The 17,668-nt window shown below is 67.5% G+C and carries 13 protein-coding genes and 1 pseudogene; 7 read left to right on the forward strand and 7 right to left on the reverse strand.

Translation table 11 applies throughout. The features are described 5' to 3' along the window. Positions 1 to 49: 49 nt before the first annotated feature. Positions 50 to 1,051, forward strand: a complete 1,002-nt coding sequence (ilvC, locus tag MKCMC460_RS10100) for a ketol-acid reductoisomerase (RefSeq protein ID WP_236983949.1) — start codon at positions 50 to 52, stop codon at positions 1,049 to 1,051. Between the two features lie 67 nt (positions 1,052 to 1,118). Here the strand turns inward: ilvC and wrbA are convergent, their stop codons facing one another. Continuing rightward, the gene (gene wrbA / locus MKCMC460_RS10105) at positions 1,119 to 1,724 is read right to left on the reverse strand and encodes an NAD(P)H:quinone oxidoreductase (protein WP_236981758.1); all 606 of its coding nucleotides are present in this window, start codon (positions 1,722 to 1,724) and stop codon (positions 1,119 to 1,121) included. 89 nt (positions 1,725 to 1,813) lie between these two features. Then, complete coding sequence (locus tag MKCMC460_RS10110) at positions 1,814 to 3,184, reverse strand: HNH endonuclease signature motif containing protein (protein ID WP_236981759.1); 1,371 nt, start codon at positions 3,182 to 3,184, stop codon at positions 1,814 to 1,816. Between the two features lie 195 nt (positions 3,185 to 3,379). Between MKCMC460_RS10110 and MKCMC460_RS10115 the strand changes: the two genes are divergently transcribed. The 3 genes from MKCMC460_RS10115 (at position 3,380) to MKCMC460_RS10125 (ending at position 7,216) form a co-directional block, all read left to right on the forward strand. Then, on the forward strand, positions 3,380 to 3,520 hold the full coding sequence (locus MKCMC460_RS10115) for a hypothetical protein (RefSeq protein ID WP_236981760.1): 141 nt from the start codon (positions 3,380 to 3,382) through the stop codon (positions 3,518 to 3,520). An 843-nt stretch (positions 3,521 to 4,363) separates the two neighbouring features. Continuing rightward, positions 4,364 to 5,788, forward strand: coding sequence for a PPE domain-containing protein (locus tag MKCMC460_RS10120; protein ID WP_236981761.1), 1,425 nt, complete (start codon positions 4,364 to 4,366; stop codon positions 5,786 to 5,788). A 54-nt stretch (positions 5,789 to 5,842) separates the two neighbouring features. Continuing rightward, positions 5,843 to 7,216, forward strand: a complete 1,374-nt coding sequence (locus MKCMC460_RS10125) for a PPE family protein (RefSeq protein WP_236981762.1) — start codon at positions 5,843 to 5,845, stop codon at positions 7,214 to 7,216. Positions 7,217 to 7,232: 16 nt separating this feature from the next. Here the strand turns inward: MKCMC460_RS10125 and MKCMC460_RS10130 are convergent, their stop codons facing one another. Beyond that, positions 7,233 to 8,663, reverse strand: coding sequence for an NAD(P)/FAD-dependent oxidoreductase (locus MKCMC460_RS10130; RefSeq protein ID WP_236981763.1), 1,431 nt, complete (start codon positions 8,661 to 8,663; stop codon positions 7,233 to 7,235). 26 nt (positions 8,664 to 8,689) lie between these two features. After that, on the reverse strand, positions 8,690 to 10,459 hold the full coding sequence (locus MKCMC460_RS10135) for a glycosyltransferase (RefSeq protein WP_236981764.1): 1,770 nt from the start codon (positions 10,457 to 10,459) through the stop codon (positions 8,690 to 8,692). Positions 10,460 to 10,560: 101 nt separating this feature from the next. On the opposite strand from MKCMC460_RS10135, the gene serA reads away from it, so the two are divergent. Together serA and MKCMC460_RS10145 are read left to right on the forward strand one after the other, a co-directional pair. Further along, positions 10,561 to 12,147: a phosphoglycerate dehydrogenase gene (serA, locus tag MKCMC460_RS10140; protein WP_238305654.1), complete on the forward strand. Its 1,587-nt coding sequence runs from the start codon at positions 10,561 to 10,563 to the stop codon at positions 12,145 to 12,147. Continuing rightward, entirely contained in the window at positions 12,144 to 13,157 is a 1,014-nt protein-coding gene (locus MKCMC460_RS10145) for a 3-isopropylmalate dehydrogenase (protein WP_236981766.1), read from the forward strand. Before serA ends, MKCMC460_RS10145 begins: the two co-directional genes overlap by 4 nt. A gap of 133 nt (positions 13,158 to 13,290) precedes the next feature. Here the strand turns inward: MKCMC460_RS10145 and MKCMC460_RS10150 are convergent. Beyond that, positions 13,291 to 14,346: pseudogene (locus MKCMC460_RS10150) on the reverse strand (MFS transporter); the annotation flags it as partial. Positions 14,347 to 14,409: 63 nt separating this feature from the next. Continuing rightward, positions 14,410 to 15,651 (reverse strand): MFS transporter, encoded by a 1,242-nt coding sequence (locus MKCMC460_RS10155; protein WP_236981767.1) that lies wholly within the window; start codon positions 15,649 to 15,651, stop codon positions 14,410 to 14,412. A gap of 93 nt (positions 15,652 to 15,744) precedes the next feature. On the opposite strand from MKCMC460_RS10155, the gene MKCMC460_RS10160 reads away from it, so the two are divergent. After that, positions 15,745 to 16,374, forward strand: a complete 630-nt coding sequence (locus tag MKCMC460_RS10160) for a hypothetical protein (protein WP_238305656.1) — start codon at positions 15,745 to 15,747, stop codon at positions 16,372 to 16,374. Here MKCMC460_RS10160 and MKCMC460_RS10165 read toward each other — a convergent pair. Further along, the gene (locus tag MKCMC460_RS10165) at positions 16,371 to 17,645 is read right to left on the reverse strand and encodes a hypothetical protein (RefSeq protein WP_236981769.1); all 1,275 of its coding nucleotides are present in this window, start codon (positions 17,643 to 17,645) and stop codon (positions 16,371 to 16,373) included. The two genes, MKCMC460_RS10160 and MKCMC460_RS10165, sit on opposite strands and share 4 nt — an antisense overlap. Positions 17,646 to 17,668 lie beyond the last annotated feature (23 nt).

The raw sequence follows: 17,668 nt of genomic DNA on the forward strand, positions 1-17,668 counted from the left end.
CAACGCCAACCGATTAAGGAGATATGTAGTGTCAGGGCAGACATTGGAGATGTTCTACGACGACGACGCCGACCTGTCGATCATCCAGGGCCGCAAGGTCGGTGTGATCGGATACGGCAGCCAGGGGCACGCGCACTCGCTGAGCCTGCGCGACTCCGGCGTGCAGGTGAAGGTCGGCCTCAAAGAGGGCTCGAAGTCGCGGGCCAAGGTCGAAGAGCAGGGCCTCGAGGTCGACACCCCCGCCGAGGTGGCCAAGTGGGCCGATGTCATCATGCTGCTGGCGCCCGACACTGCGCAGGCCGAGATTTTCAAGAACGACATCGAGCCGAATCTGGAGGATGGCAACGCGCTGTTCTTCGGGCACGGCCTCAACATCCACTTCGGCCTGATCAAGCCGCCGGCCAACGTGACCATCGGCATGGTCGCGCCGAAGGGCCCGGGTCACCTGGTGCGCCGCCAGTTCGTCGACGGCAAGGGTGTGCCGTGTCTGATCGCGATCGACCAGGATCCCAAGGGTGAGGGGCAGGCGCTGGCGCTGTCCTACGCCAAGGCCATCGGCGGCACCCGCGCCGGCGTCATCAAGACGACGTTCAAGGACGAGACCGAGACCGACCTGTTCGGCGAGCAGGCGGTGTTGTGTGGCGGCACCGAGGAATTGGTGAAGGCCGGTTTCGACGTGATGGTCGAGGCGGGTTATCCGCCGGAGATGGCGTACTTCGAGGTGCTGCACGAACTGAAGTTGATCGTCGACCTGATGTACGAGGGCGGCATCGCACGGATGAACTACTCGGTGTCCGACACCGCGGAGTTCGGCGGGTACCTGTCGGGTCCGCGTGTCATCGACGCCGACACCAAGGAGCGGATGCGCGGCATCCTGCGTGACATCCAGAACGGCGAGTTCGTCAAGAAGCTGGTCGCCAACGTCGAGGGCGGCAACAAGCAACTCGAGCAGCTGCGCAAGGAGAACGCCGAGCACCCGATCGAGGTCACCGGCAAGAAGCTGCGCGACCTGATGAGCTGGGTCGACCGGCCGATCACCGAGACGGCCTAGGGGACTGACGCCGAGAACTCAGGGCGGATTTCTGGCGTTTTTCCGTCCTGGATTCACGGTCGGTGAACTAATCTGACGCCCCGAGCCGGTCGGCGACGGACACCACCCGTCGGGCCAGGTGGTCCAGCGCGTCCGCGGTGGCCGAGTCGATGTCGTCGATGTTGTCGTGGGTGGCAACCAAACTTGCGCCGTAGGGATTGCCGTCGACGAACTTCACCGGATCGGTGTAGCCCGGCGCCACGATGATGCCGCCGAAGTGCATGAGGGTGACATACAGCGTCAACAGCGTGGTCTCTTGGCCGCCGTGCAGGGTGTTGGAGGAGGTGAACGCCGCGTACACCTTGTCGGCGAGCTTGCCTTGCGACCACAGACCGCCCAGGCTGTCCAGGAAGTCACGCAGTTGCGCGGCGACCGAACCGAACCGGGTGGGGGACCCGAAGATCACTGCATCCGCCCACACGATGTCGTCGCCGGTGGCCGCCGGAAGATCTTTGGTCGCTTCGTAATTCGCCGTCCAGGCCGGGTTCCGCGCGAACGACGCCGGGTCGCGGGTCTCAGCTACATGGCGCACCCGGACGTCGGCTCCAGCGGCCTCGGCCGCCGCGGCGACCCGCTTGGCCATCGAGGTGCCGTGCCCGGTGGCGGAATAGTAGATGATCGCGAGCTTGGTCATCGACCCAGCGTAGGCGCACCGGATGCCTGCCCGATCGCACCCTCGAGTGAGCGCGCTAAAGCCTAGCCGCGCAACAAATTCAGCGCTGATCAATCAGGATCGTCGTCGTCTTCGTCTGGCGCGAGCAGTTTTTCAGGGTGGTGGTAGAGGTTGATACGGGGTTGGCCGTGGTCCAGGTGGGGCGGGCGCAGCCATTCGGTGTGGCCGCTGGCGGTGGTGCGGGTGGTGTAGGCGCCGTCTTCGACGAGTTGGTTGTCGGGAGTGCAGGCCAGGGCGAGGTCGGTGATGTCGGTGCGGCCGGTGTTCTTCCAGCCGCTGACGTGGTGGACTTCGCTGTGGTAAGCCGGTGCCGAACACCCCGGGCGGGTGCAGCCACGATCGCGCGCGTAGAGCATGATCCGTTGCGCGGGGGAGGCCAGCCGTTTGGTGTGATACAGCGCAAGCGGTTTGGCGCCGTCGAACAGGGCCAGGTAATGATGGGCGTGGCTGGCCATCCGGATCACATCGGACATGGGGGTTTTCGAGCCGCCGCCGGTGAGCCCCTTGCCGGTGGCGGCTTCGAGATCCTGCAGGGTGGCGGTGATGACGATCGAGACGGGCAGGCCGCGGTGCTGTCCGAGCTTGCCGGAGGCCAGTAGCGCCCGCAGGCCGGCGAGCATGCCGTCGTGGTTGCGTTGCTGCTGGTTTCGCGTGTCGCGGTCGACGGCGTCCTGATCGGGGGTGTTGTCGACGTGGGGAGTTTCGTCGTTGGGGTTGCACGCGCCGGGTGCGGCGAGTTTGGCCAGCACGGCTTCCAGGGTGGCGCGTAGCTCGGGGTTGATCAGGCCGCTGATCTTGCTCATGCCGTCGGTGTGTTGTTTGCCCAGTGTGATGCCGCGTTGGCGGGCGCGTTCCTCGTCGGAGAAGTCGCCGTCGGGGTGTAGCCAGTCCAGCAGCTGGGCGGCCAGGCCGGCCAATTCGTCGGGGCGGCGATCCACGGCCAGCTGGGCCAGTTGGGCTTCGGCCGCCTCGCGGACGCCCAGGTCCACGCTGGGCGGCAGGTCGTTGAGGAAGTCGCGGATGACTTTGAGGTGACCGTCGCCGATACGGCCGTCGCGGTGGGCGGCCGCGGTGTCCGCCGCCAGCGGACCCAGGGGTTCTCCGGTCAGCGCGCGGCGCGGCCCGAACAGTCTGGCGTCAGCTACACGGCGGCCGGCCTCGGATTTGGTGATGTGCAGCAGATCGGCTAACGCGCTAGCCAGGCTGCCGCCCAATTCCTGCTTGGTGGCCTGGGCCTCGAGCTGGTTGATCACCGCGTGCTGCACTGCTCGGGGCCGGCGGGCCTGACGTTCCAGACGTTGGGCCAGTGCTGTGTGCTCGGGCGTGGTCAACGCGTCGAATGTCAACGCGCTCAGCTTGTCTTGCAGCGCGTCGATCTCGTCGAGAATCTCGACGATCTCTTCGCGACTGCTTGCCGTCATACCCCGAATGTTACGAACCACCACCGACAAGCAGCCCGCGCGCTGAGCCCGAAAACCCAGCCATATCAACGATTTCACTCAGAGCGAAAAACATTGACGCAGCTGAACTTACAGATCGACCCCGCGTCGCAACACGTGCGTGCCGCGTAGTAACCGGACGTACCGTGCATACCCGCGTCGAATTTCGGGGACGGCATGAGTTTGAATAATCGGGTGCTGAATCCCGGGGAGATATTCGGTGGCTACACCATCATGAGGCCGCTGGGGGCGGGCGGTATGGGGGAGGCTTACGTCGCCCGGCGCCGAGGCTACCCCGGCACCCGGTCGGCACCCTGAGTTACGCCTCGCCCGAGCAACTTCTCGGCGGCGACACGGACAGCCGGTCGGAGCAGTATTCGCGTTGCCGCAACGGCCTTCGGGTGCTGACCGGCCAGCCGCCGTTCCGTGACGCGAACCCGGGCGCAGGTGATATCGGACCACCTGCGTGCGCCGGTGCCATCCGTGCGCCACTGGCGCCCCGAGTTGCCCGAGGCTGTCGATCAAGTGGTGAGTCGGGCGATGGCCAAGGACCGCGCGGGTACGACCATGACCAGCACGGCGGCCGCCCGTCGGCTTGCCCGCTTACCAGATAGCTGTCGGCTAGGAACCGGGGCGAATCGCAGATATCGTTCTGCGGAGCGCCCACGCAATTGAAACAGATTGGGAAAGCGGTAGGTGCCGAATCGACATGCGGTTCGTACATTTGAATAGCAATGGCCCAATTACTCGCGCACCGCACATATGTATTCAGGTCGTCGCCAGGCGGCGGGGCGGCTATTTCGGATAGCAACGTCTGCCCCGGCGCTGTGCTGGGCGGCAGGCAGCGGGCAATGCGGGCGGTTGGCGTGAAAGCTTCGACGGCAGTCCGTTTACCTGAGCGATCCGGAAGCGGTGAGACACGTTCTACAGCCGATTGGCAGGAAAACTTGCAGTTTATCCACAGGTAGTTTCTGCACGATTATCAATATGTTGTTGCCGGTAAGCCGTACGACAATATGAACGGTTTACTGGCTTATGTTAAATAGGATTCGACATGCAAAGGCCATTTGCGCGTGCCTGAGATGAAACGGTGGCGAGCCTGGCCACGGTCGCCCAGGTTCGCCGGCCGGTGTTGAGCGAGTAGAGCGTGCAGGGGGTGCTGTGGATTTCGCGGTGTTGCCGCCGGAAGTCAACTCGGCCCGGATGTATACCGGGCCAGGATCGGAGTCGATGGTTGCGGCCGCCCAAGCTTGGAACAGTGTGGCTTCCGAGCTGTCCAACGCCGCGAGCACGTACCGGTCGGTGATATCGGCGCTGACCGCTGGCCCATGGGTAGGGCCCGCCGCGGCGTCGATGACGACCGCGGCCACCTCCTATATCAGCTGGCTCAACGAGGCGGCGGCCGGCGCGGAGGACACCGCGGCCCGTGCCACCGCTGCAGCCACCGCCTACGCGCAGGCGTACGCGTCAACGGTCCCGCCCCAGCTGGTCGCGGCTAACCGTGCCATGCTCACCCGATTGCTGGCGACGAACCTGTTGGGGCAGAACGCATCTGCCATCGCGACCACCGAGGCTCAGTATGCCGAGATGTGGGCACAGGACGCCGCGGCCATGTACCGATACGCGACTTCGTCGGCGTCCGCCACGACGCTGAACCCTTTCAATTCGCCTGTGCAGAATACGAATTCCGCAGGGACGGCCACGCAATCAGCCGCGGTCGCTCAGGCGACGAGCACGTCCGCGGGCAACGCGCAGAGCGCCGTCGCCTCGGCGCAGCGGTCCTTCGCCGCGGTCCCCACCGCGCTGCAGAGCCTGGCCGCGCCCGCCCAGTCCACTTCGGCCAGTGACATCCTGGACACGCTGGCCGACCTGATCTCGATTTTCTTGGACTTGCCGGCCGATATCGCTGAGCTCACGGTCGACGTGCCGCTGAGCGTCCTCGGCCTGGTGTCTCTCCCGCTGGACATCGGAAGCTACGGCACCGGTGTGCACACCGACGACATCGTCAGCGGCTGGAACGGCGAAGAGTCGTGGCCGAGCACGGCGCCCGCACCGGTCAAAGAGTTCCCGGCCCCTCTCCTCAACCTGAGCCCGGGCACCGTCCCGCCGCCCCCCAGGGTGTGGGGCGCCATAGGCGAAGCGGACACGGTCGGAAACCTGTCCGTGCCCGGGACTTGGACCATCGCCACGCCGGCGGTACGCCCGATCTCGTGCGAATTCCCATTGGTTCCTGCCGCCCGCGGCGCCGTTCAACCGGAGACGACGACACCCGGGTCCGGTTCCACGTTCGGCCAGATGGCTTTGGCGGCGATGGCCGGGCGCGCGCTCGCCGGCACGGTGGGCACCGGCGTCGGCAAGCAGGGCAGCAACGCGTCTCGGGCCGAACGCCTTCAGGTCGCCGCCGCCGCAGCGATCGCGGCGGAGACAACCGCGGCGGCCGACGCGGGCGAAGCGTCGGGGAGCGAGCCCCGGGGTGTGGTCACCGGGGTAGCGGCCGAACTCCGCGAGTTCTCCAAGCTCCGCGACGAGGGCATCCTCACCGAGGAGGAGTACGTCGAACAGAAGAACCGGCTGCTCGGTCGGTGACCGCGTACTGCTCTTCGAATATGACGTAATCGTCTGGAAAAGGATTGCGCGTCAATGGATTTCGGGACCTATCCGCCGGAGATAAACTCCGCTCGGATATATGCCGGTCCCGGTGCGGGGCCGTTGCTGGCCGCTGGGCAGGCGTGGGCCGGATTGGCCGACGGGTTGTACACAGCGGCGGCCGCCTACCAGTCAGCGGTGTCCCAACTGACCTCAGGGCTGTGGACGGGTCCGTCCTCGGCTTCCATGACAGCCGCGGCCGCAACGTATTTGGACTGGCTGAGCACCGTTGCGGCGCAGGCCGAGGAGACGGCCGGCCAGGCGACGGCAGCAGTCGCCGCATACGAGGCGGCGTTTGCCATGACGGTACCGCCGCCTAGCGTCGCGGCCAACCGGAGCCTGCTGGCAGCGTTGGCGGCAACGAACTTTCTCGGCCAGAACACGCCGGCCATTGCAGCCACCGAGGCGCAGTACGCCGAGATGTGGGCGCAGGACGCACTGGCGATGTACAACTACGCGGCCTCCTCCGCGGCCGCGACTGTGCTTACGCCGTTTTCGTCTCCTGAGCAGAACACCCGCCCCGACGCCCCGTCCGCTCAGGCCGCCGCGGTCGGGCAGGCACTCGCCACGCCCGCCGGCAATGCCCAGCAGGCCGTATCCGGCTTTTCGCAGGTGCCGACCGCGCTGGACAGCCTTGCAGCACCTGCCCAATCGAGCGCTGCCGCAGACTCTCTCGACACGTTGAGCGACCTCATCACCATTTTTCTGGGCACGCCGGCCGCCCTCGCCGGCCTGGGAGCGAGCGTCCCCCTGGCAGTTGTGTTGGGGCCAGTCGATCTCCCGTTCGTCATCAACGGCTACCTCGTCGGTACGCACACCGACGACATCGTCAGCGGCTGGAACGGCGAGGAGTCCTGGCCGGGCACCGCGCCGGCGCCGGTCAAGGAGTTCCCGGCGACACTGTCCAATTTGCCCCGGGGCACGGTGCCGACGGCATCGGCCGGACTGGGTGCGGCCGACACCGTCGGTGGCCTGTCCGTGCCGTCCGCGTGGACGGTCTCGGCGCCCGAGATCCAAACCCGCGCGCTGGCGCTGCCGCTGTCCCAAGCCGGCCCCGCGACCGCCGCGGCAGAAGCCGCTTCCGGCAGTTCCGTCGGCGACTCAGCGCTGGCGACGATGACGGGCCGCGCGATGGCGGGCCAGCCCAATACGCAAGGCAGTCCTGTCCCGCAGGGCACCGAGCTACGTGTGCCCGCAAAGATCGTGGCCGCGACGGCAGCCGACGAGCCGGCCACCTCCACCCGCACCCCTCGGATCGTGGTAACCGGAGTCGCGGCCAAACTCCGTGATATCACCAAGCTTCGCGACGAGGGGCGGTTGACCCAGGAGGAATACCTCGAGCTGAAGAAGTGCCTGCTCGGTCGCTGAACGTCATCGAGTCCCGTCAGGGGGCGAGGGCCGGCAGCTCCCGGATCCCGAACTCACGCCGTAACAGGGTGCGCGCGGCATAGTAACCGGCCATGCCGTGCACACCGGCTCCCGGCGGCGTGGCCGCCGAGCACAGGTACACCTTGGGAATTGGTGTGCTCCAAGGGTTTACTCGCGGTGTGGGTCCGCCGACTGCGCGCAAAACCGAGGCCCCGCCCACGCCAATGTCCCCACCGACGTAATTGGCGTTGTGGGCGCTCAGCTGAGCTGCGGGCACGCTGCGCGCCGCCACCACCACGTCGCGAAAACCGGGCGCGAAGCGTTCCACGACGGCGGTCACGGTGGCGGTGGCATCGACGGTGGATCCCGCCGGCACGTGGGCGTAGGTCCAGAACGGACGGCGGCCGGTGGAGTCGATTCGACCGGGATCGGCAAGGTGGGGAACCGAAGCCAGCACCATCGGCCACTCGGCGTGCCGCCCGGCGGCGATATCGGCCTCCGCCGAGGCCATCTGTGCACGGGTGCCACCTAGGTGCAGCGTCGCCGCCTGCGCCAACCGCGGATCCGTCCAAGGGATGTCGCCGCTGAGCACGAAATCAACCTTCGCGACGCCCGATCCAAATGTGTAGCGGCGCAAAGCTTTAGCGTATCGGTGCGGGATGGACTCCCGGTAGACCTGCAACAGGGTGGTCGGTGCGGTGTCGAAAACGACCACCCCGCTGGGCGGTTCGGTGACTTCGGCCCCCGCCGTCAGTTGGCCGCCGTGCGCGCGTAGGTCGGCGATCAGGGCATCGGTGATTCGCTGGGTACCGCCGACCGGGATCGGCCAGCCGACCGAGTGGGCGAGGGTGGCCAGCATCAGCCCGGCGCCGGCGGACGCCAGCGACGGTAGCGGTGTAATCGCATGGGCGGCAACGCCGGTGAACAACGCCCGGGCATCCTCGCCGGGCAGCGCTCCCCAGGCCGCGGTGCCCTGGGCCAACATTCGCAGCCCGAGGTGGACGACGGTGGCCGGCGAACCTGGAACCGATCGTTTGTCGCCGAGCAGAAACCCCACGACGCCGTCGTCGTTGCCTACCAACGGGCCGAGGAAACGCCGCCACGACGCACCGTCGTCCAACTCCGCGCAGGTGCGTTCCAGGTCTCGATAGGCGATCGCCGCCCGGCCGGCCGGCAGCGGGTTGGCGTAGGAGATCTCCGGGACCGACAACTGCACACCCCGCGCGGGCAGGTTGAACGCCGCAAAGAACGGTGACGCCAGCGCCAGCGGGTGCACCGCCGAGCACACGTCGTGTGAGACTCCGGGGAATTCGATGTCGGCCTGGGTGCGGGCGCCGCCACCGAATGTCGGCTGCGCCTCGAAGACCTGAACTTTCAACCCCGCGCGGGCGCAGATCACGGCCGCGGCGAGTCCGTTGGGCCCGCTGCCGACGACGGAGACATCCATAACTCGATTAGAGCTGACTTGCGCGCTCAAAGCGAAGCGGTGCACACCACCTCATCGAGGCTGGCGGTGCGAAAGCCGGCGGCGGCCGCACGCCGGCCCAAATCTGCGGTCGGCTCGGTCTCCGGCGCAACGCCCACCCGATCCAGCCGTTCCGTGTGGTACATCGCGGGTCCGTAAGCCACCTGCTCGGTGAGAAAGTAGCTTCCGCCGCCGGGGGCTTGGCGCACTGGATTTTCCATGGTGCGCACACCTCCCGCCTGGGCCGCGTCGGCGTAGTTGATCGCCACCTGGAACACCTTTGTTTCGGCGTCGAACACCGCCCGCAACCGGGTGATGAGGTTCTCGCGCACAAAGAACTGCCAGCCTTGACCCAGGTGCAGCCAGAACGGTCCGGCGACCTCACCGCGCAGGTGCGCCAGCGGGGTCCCGACGGATTCCTCCGGGCCAGGGTGGCAGAACTCCAGGAATTCGTAGCGGTTCAAGAGCGTCGCGCGGTCCGCGGCGGACAGCCCGGCATCGACCGCCAGGAAGCGCCCGACCCGCGACACATCGGTGCAGCAATTCAGAAACGAGTTCAGTGTCAGCTCGGTGACGGCACGATCCGGTCCGGCGACGAGACTGACCACCACGTCGGCGTCGGGTGGGCCGCAGACCATACCCCGCACCAGCTCGGCGGGATACGAGGATGCCGCTTCGCGCAGCGCCGTCGCACAGATTTCGCGGTTCTCCGCAATCCGCTGCCGATCGTCGTCGGGCAGGTCGGGTTGGGCCAGCACGCGACGCCAGACCGCGAAGGCCTCCGCGTGCTTGTCGATCCACGAAGCGCACAGCGCCAGCTCGTCCAGCGCACCCCACTGGTAGACCTCCTGGCTGACATACAGCGTGTCCTGCTCCGGGTAGGGAATGGCGGCGGCACGTTCGGCGAACAGATAGCCGAGCCAGTACCGCTCGTCGAGCCGGTACCGATGCGCGATGTCATACAGCGGCTCCGCGCGCGACGGCCGGAACTCCCAGGCCCGCAGGTAGGCGTCTTGCACCTGCGGCCACGCCTCGCCTTGTGACCACATGGAACTCGCGACCCGGTACAGCGCGTAGTAGACCTCTTCGTCCCATCCGCCCATCTCGGAGCGTTGCAGATACCACTTTCGCGCGTTGTCGAAATCCGCCAGATCGAAATAGCTCTGCGCCAGATAGAACACGGATCGCGCGTCGTCCGGGTTGCGCTCGACCTCGGCCAGTAACAGGTCGCGATCGCTTTCATACTTCTTCTGCGGGTCGGAGTTCCGCGCGCCGAGGCGGCGGGAATCGATGTAGTAATCGCCATCGAGCCGATCGTGGGTGAAGTCCCCGTCCACCATCACGTACTCGTGCACGACACCCTCGTAGCGAACCGGCAACCCGTCGCGAAACAGATTGGGGCGCCAGAAGACGGCCGAACCGAGCCCGTAACGCAGCTGGTAGAGGTCCTCGCCGAGTTGGCCGAAATCGAGAGTGCCCTCGATGCTGTCGTCAGCGTCGAGCACCCAGATGTAGTCGCCGTGGCCCTGGGCGAGCGTCAACGCCTCGGAGCGGTTGTGCCCGAAGTTGCGCCAAGGCCGCTCGAAGAGGTCACCGGGGATGCCCAGGGCCGCCATCCGGTTGCGGATCAGGTCCTGGGTTCCGTCGTCTGAGCCGGTGTCCACGATCACCCACGACCTGATGTAGGGCGCGACCATGTCGAGGGTCGCCTCGATGATCGGTGCCTCGTTGCGGACGATCATGTTGAGGCAGATCGCCGGGCGGGTGGGGGAGGACACGGCCGGATCGTACCCAGCAGCGCCGCATGACGTTGCGTGATTTTCCCGAGTGATGTCTGGCCGCGCCGCGGGCCGCCGTTGCGTCCGACTACGCTGTCCGCGTGAACTTGCCTGTTGTGTTAATCGCCGACAAACTCGCCGAATCGACCGTCGCTGCCCTGGGTGACCAGGTTGAGGTGCGCTGGGTGGACGGGCCCGACCGCGAGAAGCTGCTGGCCGCGGTGCCCGACGCCGACGCGCTGCTGGTGCGATCGGCCACCACCGTGGATGCCGAGGTGCTGGCCGCCGCCCCCAAGCTGAAGATCGTCGCCCGCGCCGGCGTCGGCCTGGACAACGTCGACGTGGACGCGGCCACCGCCCGCGGGGTGCTGGTGGTCAATGCGCCGACGTCGAACATCCACAGTGCCGCCGAGCACGCAATCGCGTTGCTGCTGGCCGCGGCCCGCCAGATCCCGGCCGCCGACGCCACGTTGCGTGAGCACACCTGGAAGCGCTCCAAGTTCTCCGGTACCGAGGTCTTCGGCAAAACCGTCGGCGTGGTCGGCCTGGGCCGGATCGGCCAGCTGGTCGCGCAGCGGATTGCCGCGTTCGGTGCCCACATCGTCGCCTACGACCCCTACGTGTCCTCGGCCCGCGCCGCCCAGCTGGGCATCGAACTGCTCTCCCTGGACGACCTGCTGGCGCGCGCCGACTTCATCTCGGTGCACCTGCCCAAGACGCCGGAAACCAAAGGCCTGCTCAACAAGGAGGCACTGGCCAAGACCAAGCCGGGCGTGATCATCGTCAACGCGGCCCGCGGCGGCCTGGTCGACGAGGCGGCGCTGGCCGAGGCGATCACCAGCGGCCACGTGCGGGCCGCCGGCCTCGACGTGTTCGCCACCGAACCGTGCACGGACAGCCCGCTTTTCGAGCTGCCGCAGGTGGTCGTCACACCGCACCTGGGTGCGTCCACCGCAGAAGCTCAGGACCGGGCCGGCACCGATGTGGCCGAGAGCGTGCGGCTGGCCCTGGCCGGCGAGTTCGTGCCCGACGCGGTCAACGTCGGCGGCGGCGTGGTCAGCGAAGAGGTGGCGCCCTGGCTGGATCTGGCCCGCAAGCTCGGTCTGCTGGCCGCCGCGCTGGCCGACGAGGCGCCGGTGACGTTGTCGGTGCAGGTGCGCGGTGAGTTGGCCGCCGAAGATGTCGAGGTGCTGAAGCTCTCGGCGCTGCGCGGCTTGTTCTCGGCGGTCATCGACGAGCCGGTGACCTTCGTCAACGCGCCCGCCCTGGCCGCCGAACGCGGCGTCACCGCCGAGATCGGCAAGGCCACCGAAAGCCCCAATCACCGCAGCGTGGTCGAGGTGCGGGCGGTCGGCGCGGACGGCTCGGTGGTCAACGTGGCCGGGACGTTGTCCGGGCCGCAACTGGTCGAGAAGATCGTGCAGGTCAACGGCCGTCACTTCGATCTGCGCGCCCAGGGGATCAACCTGGTCATCAATTACGCCGACCAGCCCGGGGCACTGGGCAAGATCGGCACGCTGCTGGGCGCGGCCGGGGTGAACATTCACGCCGCGCAGCTGTCCGAGGACGCTGAGGGCACGAACGCGACGATCCTGCTGCGGCTGGATCAGGACGTGCCCGACGACGTGCGCTCGGCAATCGCGCAGGCGGTGGGCGCCAACAAGCTCGAAGTGGTTGATCTTTCGTGACCAAACTCGCGGTGATCGCCGGCGACGGCATCGGACCGGAAGTCATCGACGAGGCACTCAAGGTGCTCGATGCCGTCAAGCCGGGCATCGAGAAGACTACCTACGACCTCGGCGCGCGGCGCTACCACGCCACCGGTGAGGTGCTGCCGGACTCGGTGGTACCCGAACTGCGCCAGCACGACGCCATCCTGCTCGGCGCGATCGGCGACCCGTCGGTGCCCAGCGGTGTCCTGGAGCGGGGTCTGCTGCTGCGGATGCGCTTCGAACTCGACCATCACGTCAATCTGCGGCCGGCCCGGCTGTACCCCGGGGTGCAAAGCCCGCTCGCCGGCAACCCCGACATCGACTTCGTCGTGGTCCGCGAAGGAACGGAAGGCCCCTACACCGGCAACGGCGGCGCGATCCGCGTCGGCACCCCGCACGAAGTCGCCACCGAGTTGAGCGTGAACACCGCATTCGGGGTGCGCCGGGTGGTGATCGACGCGTTCGAGCGGGCCCGCAAGCGGCGCAAACACCTGACCTTGGTGCACAAGACAAACGTGCTCACGTTCGCCGGGGGACTGTGGCTGCGGACCGTGCAGGACGTCGGCACGCAGTATCCCGACGTGGAGGTGGCCTACCAGCATGTCGACGCGGCCACCATCTTCCTGGCCACCGACCCGGGCCGGTTCGACGTGATCGTCACCGACAACCTGTTCGGGGACATCATCACGGATCTGGCCGCGGCGGTATGCGGCGGCATCGGGTTGGCTGCCAGCGGAAACATCGACGCGACCCGGACCAACCCGTCGATGTTCGAACCGGTGCACGGTAGTGCGCCCGACATTGCCGGTCAGGGCATCGCCGACCCGACCGCCGCGATCATGTCGGTGGCGCTGCTGCTGGCCCATCTTGGCGAGGACGAGGCCGCGGCAAAGGTGGATCGGGCCGTGGCGAGTTACCTGGCGACTCGCGGGGACGAACGGCCTGCCACCACCGATGTCGGCGAACGGATTGCAGCCGCGCTCTAGTCTCCAACCCTGGTGGCAGTAACTCGGCAGGCACCAGCGGCACCGCAGCCAGCGGGAACAGGCCGCACAGCGCCCACGCCAGCGGGTAGGCGGCCGCGGTGATCAGCGCACCGAACATCGGTGGACCGGCCGCGGCCATCAACCGCTGCATGGTGTTCTGCGTGCCCAGCGCGCGTCCGCTCCAATACGGCCCGGCGAACTCGGTGATGGCGGTGGCTTCCAGGCCGTTGTCCAGCACGGCAATCACCGAGACGAGGATCATCAGCAACACGTCGTAGCGGGAATCCGCGTGGTCGGCGAGGGCCAGCAGAAACAGCGTCAACGCCGACGCGGCGGCGATGATGCGGACCGGCCGCATCCGGGAGCCGATCCGATCCGACCAGCGGCCGACCAGGATCCGGCCGCCGGCGCCGATCAGCTGCGAGATGGTCACCAGTCCGCCGGCCGCCGCCACCGTCCAGTGGTGGTGGTTGATCAGCCAGACCAGCATGAACGTCACCGTCACCGTCTGCGGCATCATCAGCAGCGCGGAAACGGTGTGGATTCGCCACAGCACCCCCGATCCCAGGTAGGGGCTGGACAGTTCCTCGTCGCTGGCCGCTGCGCGCGGTTTGCGCGGCGGGTTCACCACGCCGATCAGGCTGACCACCGCGGCGACGGCGCATACCACCGCGGGAAACATCAACCCGGCATGCGCGCCGCCTTCGGCCAGTTCGGGAATTGCCATGGCGCCCAACGCAATTCCGAATGGTTGCGCGGTTTGGCGGATGCCCATGGCCAGGCCGCGCTGTTGCGGCGGGAACCAGCCCGACACCAGTCGGCCGCCGGCGCTGTTGGCGCTGGCGGCGGCCATGCCGCCCAGGAACAGGAAGACGCCCATCGCGAGCAGCGAGTGCACGGACGCGGCGGCGTAGGAGGCGGCGGCGGTCAGGGCCGAGCCCAGCGCCAGCACGATCCGCTCGCCGATTCGGTCCAGCACGTAGCCCCACGCGATCAGCGTCACCACCATTCCCCAGCTTGGCATCGATGCCAGCAGGCCGGCCTGGGTCAGCGGGATTCCGCGCGCGGCCTCCAGTCGCGGGATCAGAAAGGCAACACCGTTGATAAATAGGAAAGAGCTTGCCGTGACGAACAGCGACAGGACCAAGATCGACCAGCGGGCGACCGCGCCGGCCGGCTCTTGAGACATCCACTCATGCTTGCACAGCACCGAGCCGATCGGCCTGACGAATGGCCGCCGGCAGCGTCGTGGTCACTCGCGTGTGTTCACTTCGTTCTCCGCGAGCCAGCCCGTCGACCGCCGGTCCACGAAACCGGGTACCTCCAACCCGGTCGGTACCACCGGGGCCGCTGCGAGCGGAAAGATCGCGCACAGCGCGAACGCCACCGGATAACCGAAGGCTCCGATGACCGCCCCGAACAGCGGCGGCCCGGCGAGCGTCATCAGCCGTTGGCCGGTGTTCTGCACACCCAGCGCACGACCGCTCCAGAACTGCCCGGCGTATTCGGTGATCGCGGTCGCCTCCAGGCCGTTGTCCATCACGGTGATGACCGACACGGCGACCATCAGCAGCACGGCCACGGGATGGTGCTCGTTGGTGAAGGCCAGCAGCATCATCGACACACTGGTGGCCAGCGCGATCAGGCGTATCGGCCGCATCCGCGAGCCGATTCGGTCCGACCACCGCCCGGCCGCCATCCGGCTGAGCGCGCCGAGCAGCGCGGTGACTGCCACCAATATCCCGGCGGACTGCCTCGACCATCCCTGATCCGCGCGCAGCCAGATCAGCATGAACGTGACGGTCATCGACTGCGGCATCACCATCAGCGCGGACAGCGCATGAATGCGCCACAGCACGGATGAACCTCGGTAGGGACTCGCCAACTCGTCCGGATGGGCTTGGGCGCGCGGCTTGTGTGGCGGGTCATGCGCGACGACGGCGGCGACCACGGCCGACACCGCGCATGCCAGTGCCGGGAACAGCAGTCCACCGTTGGGTGACCCGTGTTCGGCGAGGTCCGGAATTACCAAGGCGTCCATCGCGATCCCGAGCGGCTGGGCAGTTTGGCGGATACTCATCGCCAGGCCCCGCTGCTGCGGTGGGAACCATCCGGCGACCAGCCGGCCGCAGGCCGGGTTGCAGCTGGCCGCGGCCATCCCGCCCAGGAACAGGAAGACCCCCATCGCAACCAGCGAGTGGACGGTCGACGCGGCGTAGGCCGCAGCCGCCGTCAACGAGGAGCCGATGGTGAGCACGATGCGTTCGCCGACAAGGTCGGCGACGTAACCCCAGGTGATGAGTGTGACCACCATGCCCAGGCTCGGCATCGCCGCCAGCAACCCGCTTTGCGACAGCGGGGTGGCCCGGCTGGACTCCAGGGCTGGGATCAGGAAGGGCGTGGCATAGATGAAGCTGAACGCACTGGCTGTCAGCACGAGCGCGACGGCAACCATCGACCAGCGCGTGGTAGCGCCGATCGCGTCCGATGACATCAAGCCATGCTTCCATACTGACAGCAATTCAGCAGGTTGCGGTGAGGAAGAGTTCTTGCCGGACCGCCCGCGTACCGCAGTAGATTCAGCTCTATGCAGTCCCACGCCGCGACCGAGCAGGTTCGTGCTGCCATCACGAGCGCGTTGTCCGGGGCGCCCCGGGTGGTGATGGTCGAGGCGCCCAACGATGCCTGGTACGTCCAGGCCGTGTTCGCCGGACTGCGCCGAAACGTGCCGGTGTACGTGCGGGACGAGGAGATCACGGGCAGCGCCGTGGCCACCGGGCAGGGTGCGCCGCCTGTCGCATTCTTCAGATATCACCGGCTGGTGCACCCCGGTTACCCGTTCATCGCCATGTTGGTGACCAGTGGAATCGGTACGGTCCAGTCCACCGGTCTGGACGAAAACCTGTGTGCCTACTACTCGGAGAACGACACTGCGGACGACACCGCAGAGCGTGTTCAGCAGCTGATGAACCGCCTGACTTTCGCGGAGCCGCTGACCGTTGTGGACGAACGTCGTCTTGTCCCGGGTACGGGGGTGGTGGTCCCGCTGGTCGCGGGGCGGCCGCCGGTCGTCTATCGGCTCAACCCCGCCCCCGGGCCGCAGCACGGTTCGCATACTTACCTGCGGTACCGGACATTCTTGATTCCGCGATCCGACGGTGAAGCGGTGAAAGCCTTGCGGCAGTTCGGATTTGCGCCCTGGCGCCCCGCAGGCTAGTTGAGCGGAACAGCGCCCGGCCCGAACTCGTGCTGCTCGGGTGGGTCGTGCCAGTCGATCCCGGGACGCCATGGGATGAAGCCGAGCCGCTCGAGATATCCAGAGCAATCGCCCTCGGGGCGCGGGACGATGAACTTCAGGAACAGCCCGCCGGGACCCGACTTGTCGGGTCGCACGTCGTGCACCACGGGCAACGCGAACTCGCGCTGCGGGATGATCATGCCGACACCCGGGCCGATCTGCCGTGGAGAGAGTGGAACCCGGCGCTGTTGGGAGAGCATGATCTCACTGACCAAACGTCTTGCGGTGTGGGCGGTTTCAGTGGGCAGGGGGTAGTGCGTGAAATAGTAGGCGGCCAGCCGGCGGTCGAGGACCGTCGACTGCACGGTCGCGTCGCCATCGAGGTTCAGCGTCGCCACGAACGGATAGTCCGGGTGCACCAAAGCCTGGTAGAGGTCGAAGTGCGGTCCCAGGCCGCAGCCTTCGCGCGTCTCGGGGCAGACGTAGACCGCCGTCGTAGACCCCACGCCGCGAAACAGGCTGTCGACGAACTGCTGCTCGTCGCGCGCGCTCACCAGCACGATGCGGGGCTCGCCGTGAAATGCCGCGATGATCTCCTGCCGAGCGGCCACCGAATCGACGGCCGGATACCGTAGTGCGGCCGGGGCATAGGTTTCCGTTGCGGGGCCGACGGGTTCGACGTGTTCGGCGGGCTCGGCGGGTTCGGCGGGTTCGGCGGGTTCGGCGGATTCGATGGGGCCGACGGGTTCGATGACGGTGACCGCGTATTCCGCCGTGCGGGGCCCGGTCACAGCGCGAGGCCGGGTTACCGTGCGGGGCCCGGTTACCGTGGGGGCCCCGGTTGCGTTGTGGGCGGCCAACGTCGCCAACTGCTCGCGGGCATAGTCCGACATCCGTGCCTGCACCACCCGGCCGCCGTCGGCCACCTCGACGGTGTCGTCCTGGGTGGCCAGGCGTTCCCACACGCTTCGACCGGCGGCGGCGTCGAGCCCGGTCAGCAGCGTGGCGGCGTACACCCGTCCGGCCGGGGTGGCGTCAGTCAGAAGTCCGAAAATGCGCCCCAGGTTCGCCGACCCCCCGGCACGAATCCGCTGGAACGCCTTGGCTGCCGGCTGGTCGGCATCGGCAGCCCCCGCGCCGCCCAAAGCCACCGCGCGGGCCCGTCTCAGTTCGTCGAAATCCGCGTCGATATCCGGGCCCGCAGGCCCTCCGGCAGACCCTTCGCCAGACCCTTCGGCAGACCAAGCCACCGAACCAGGATAGCGGTGACCAC

The organism is Mycobacterium sp. 20KCMC460 (genome assembly GCF_022179425.1).
GTDB lineage: Bacteria > Actinomycetota > Actinomycetes > Mycobacteriales > Mycobacteriaceae > Mycobacterium > Mycobacterium kiyosense.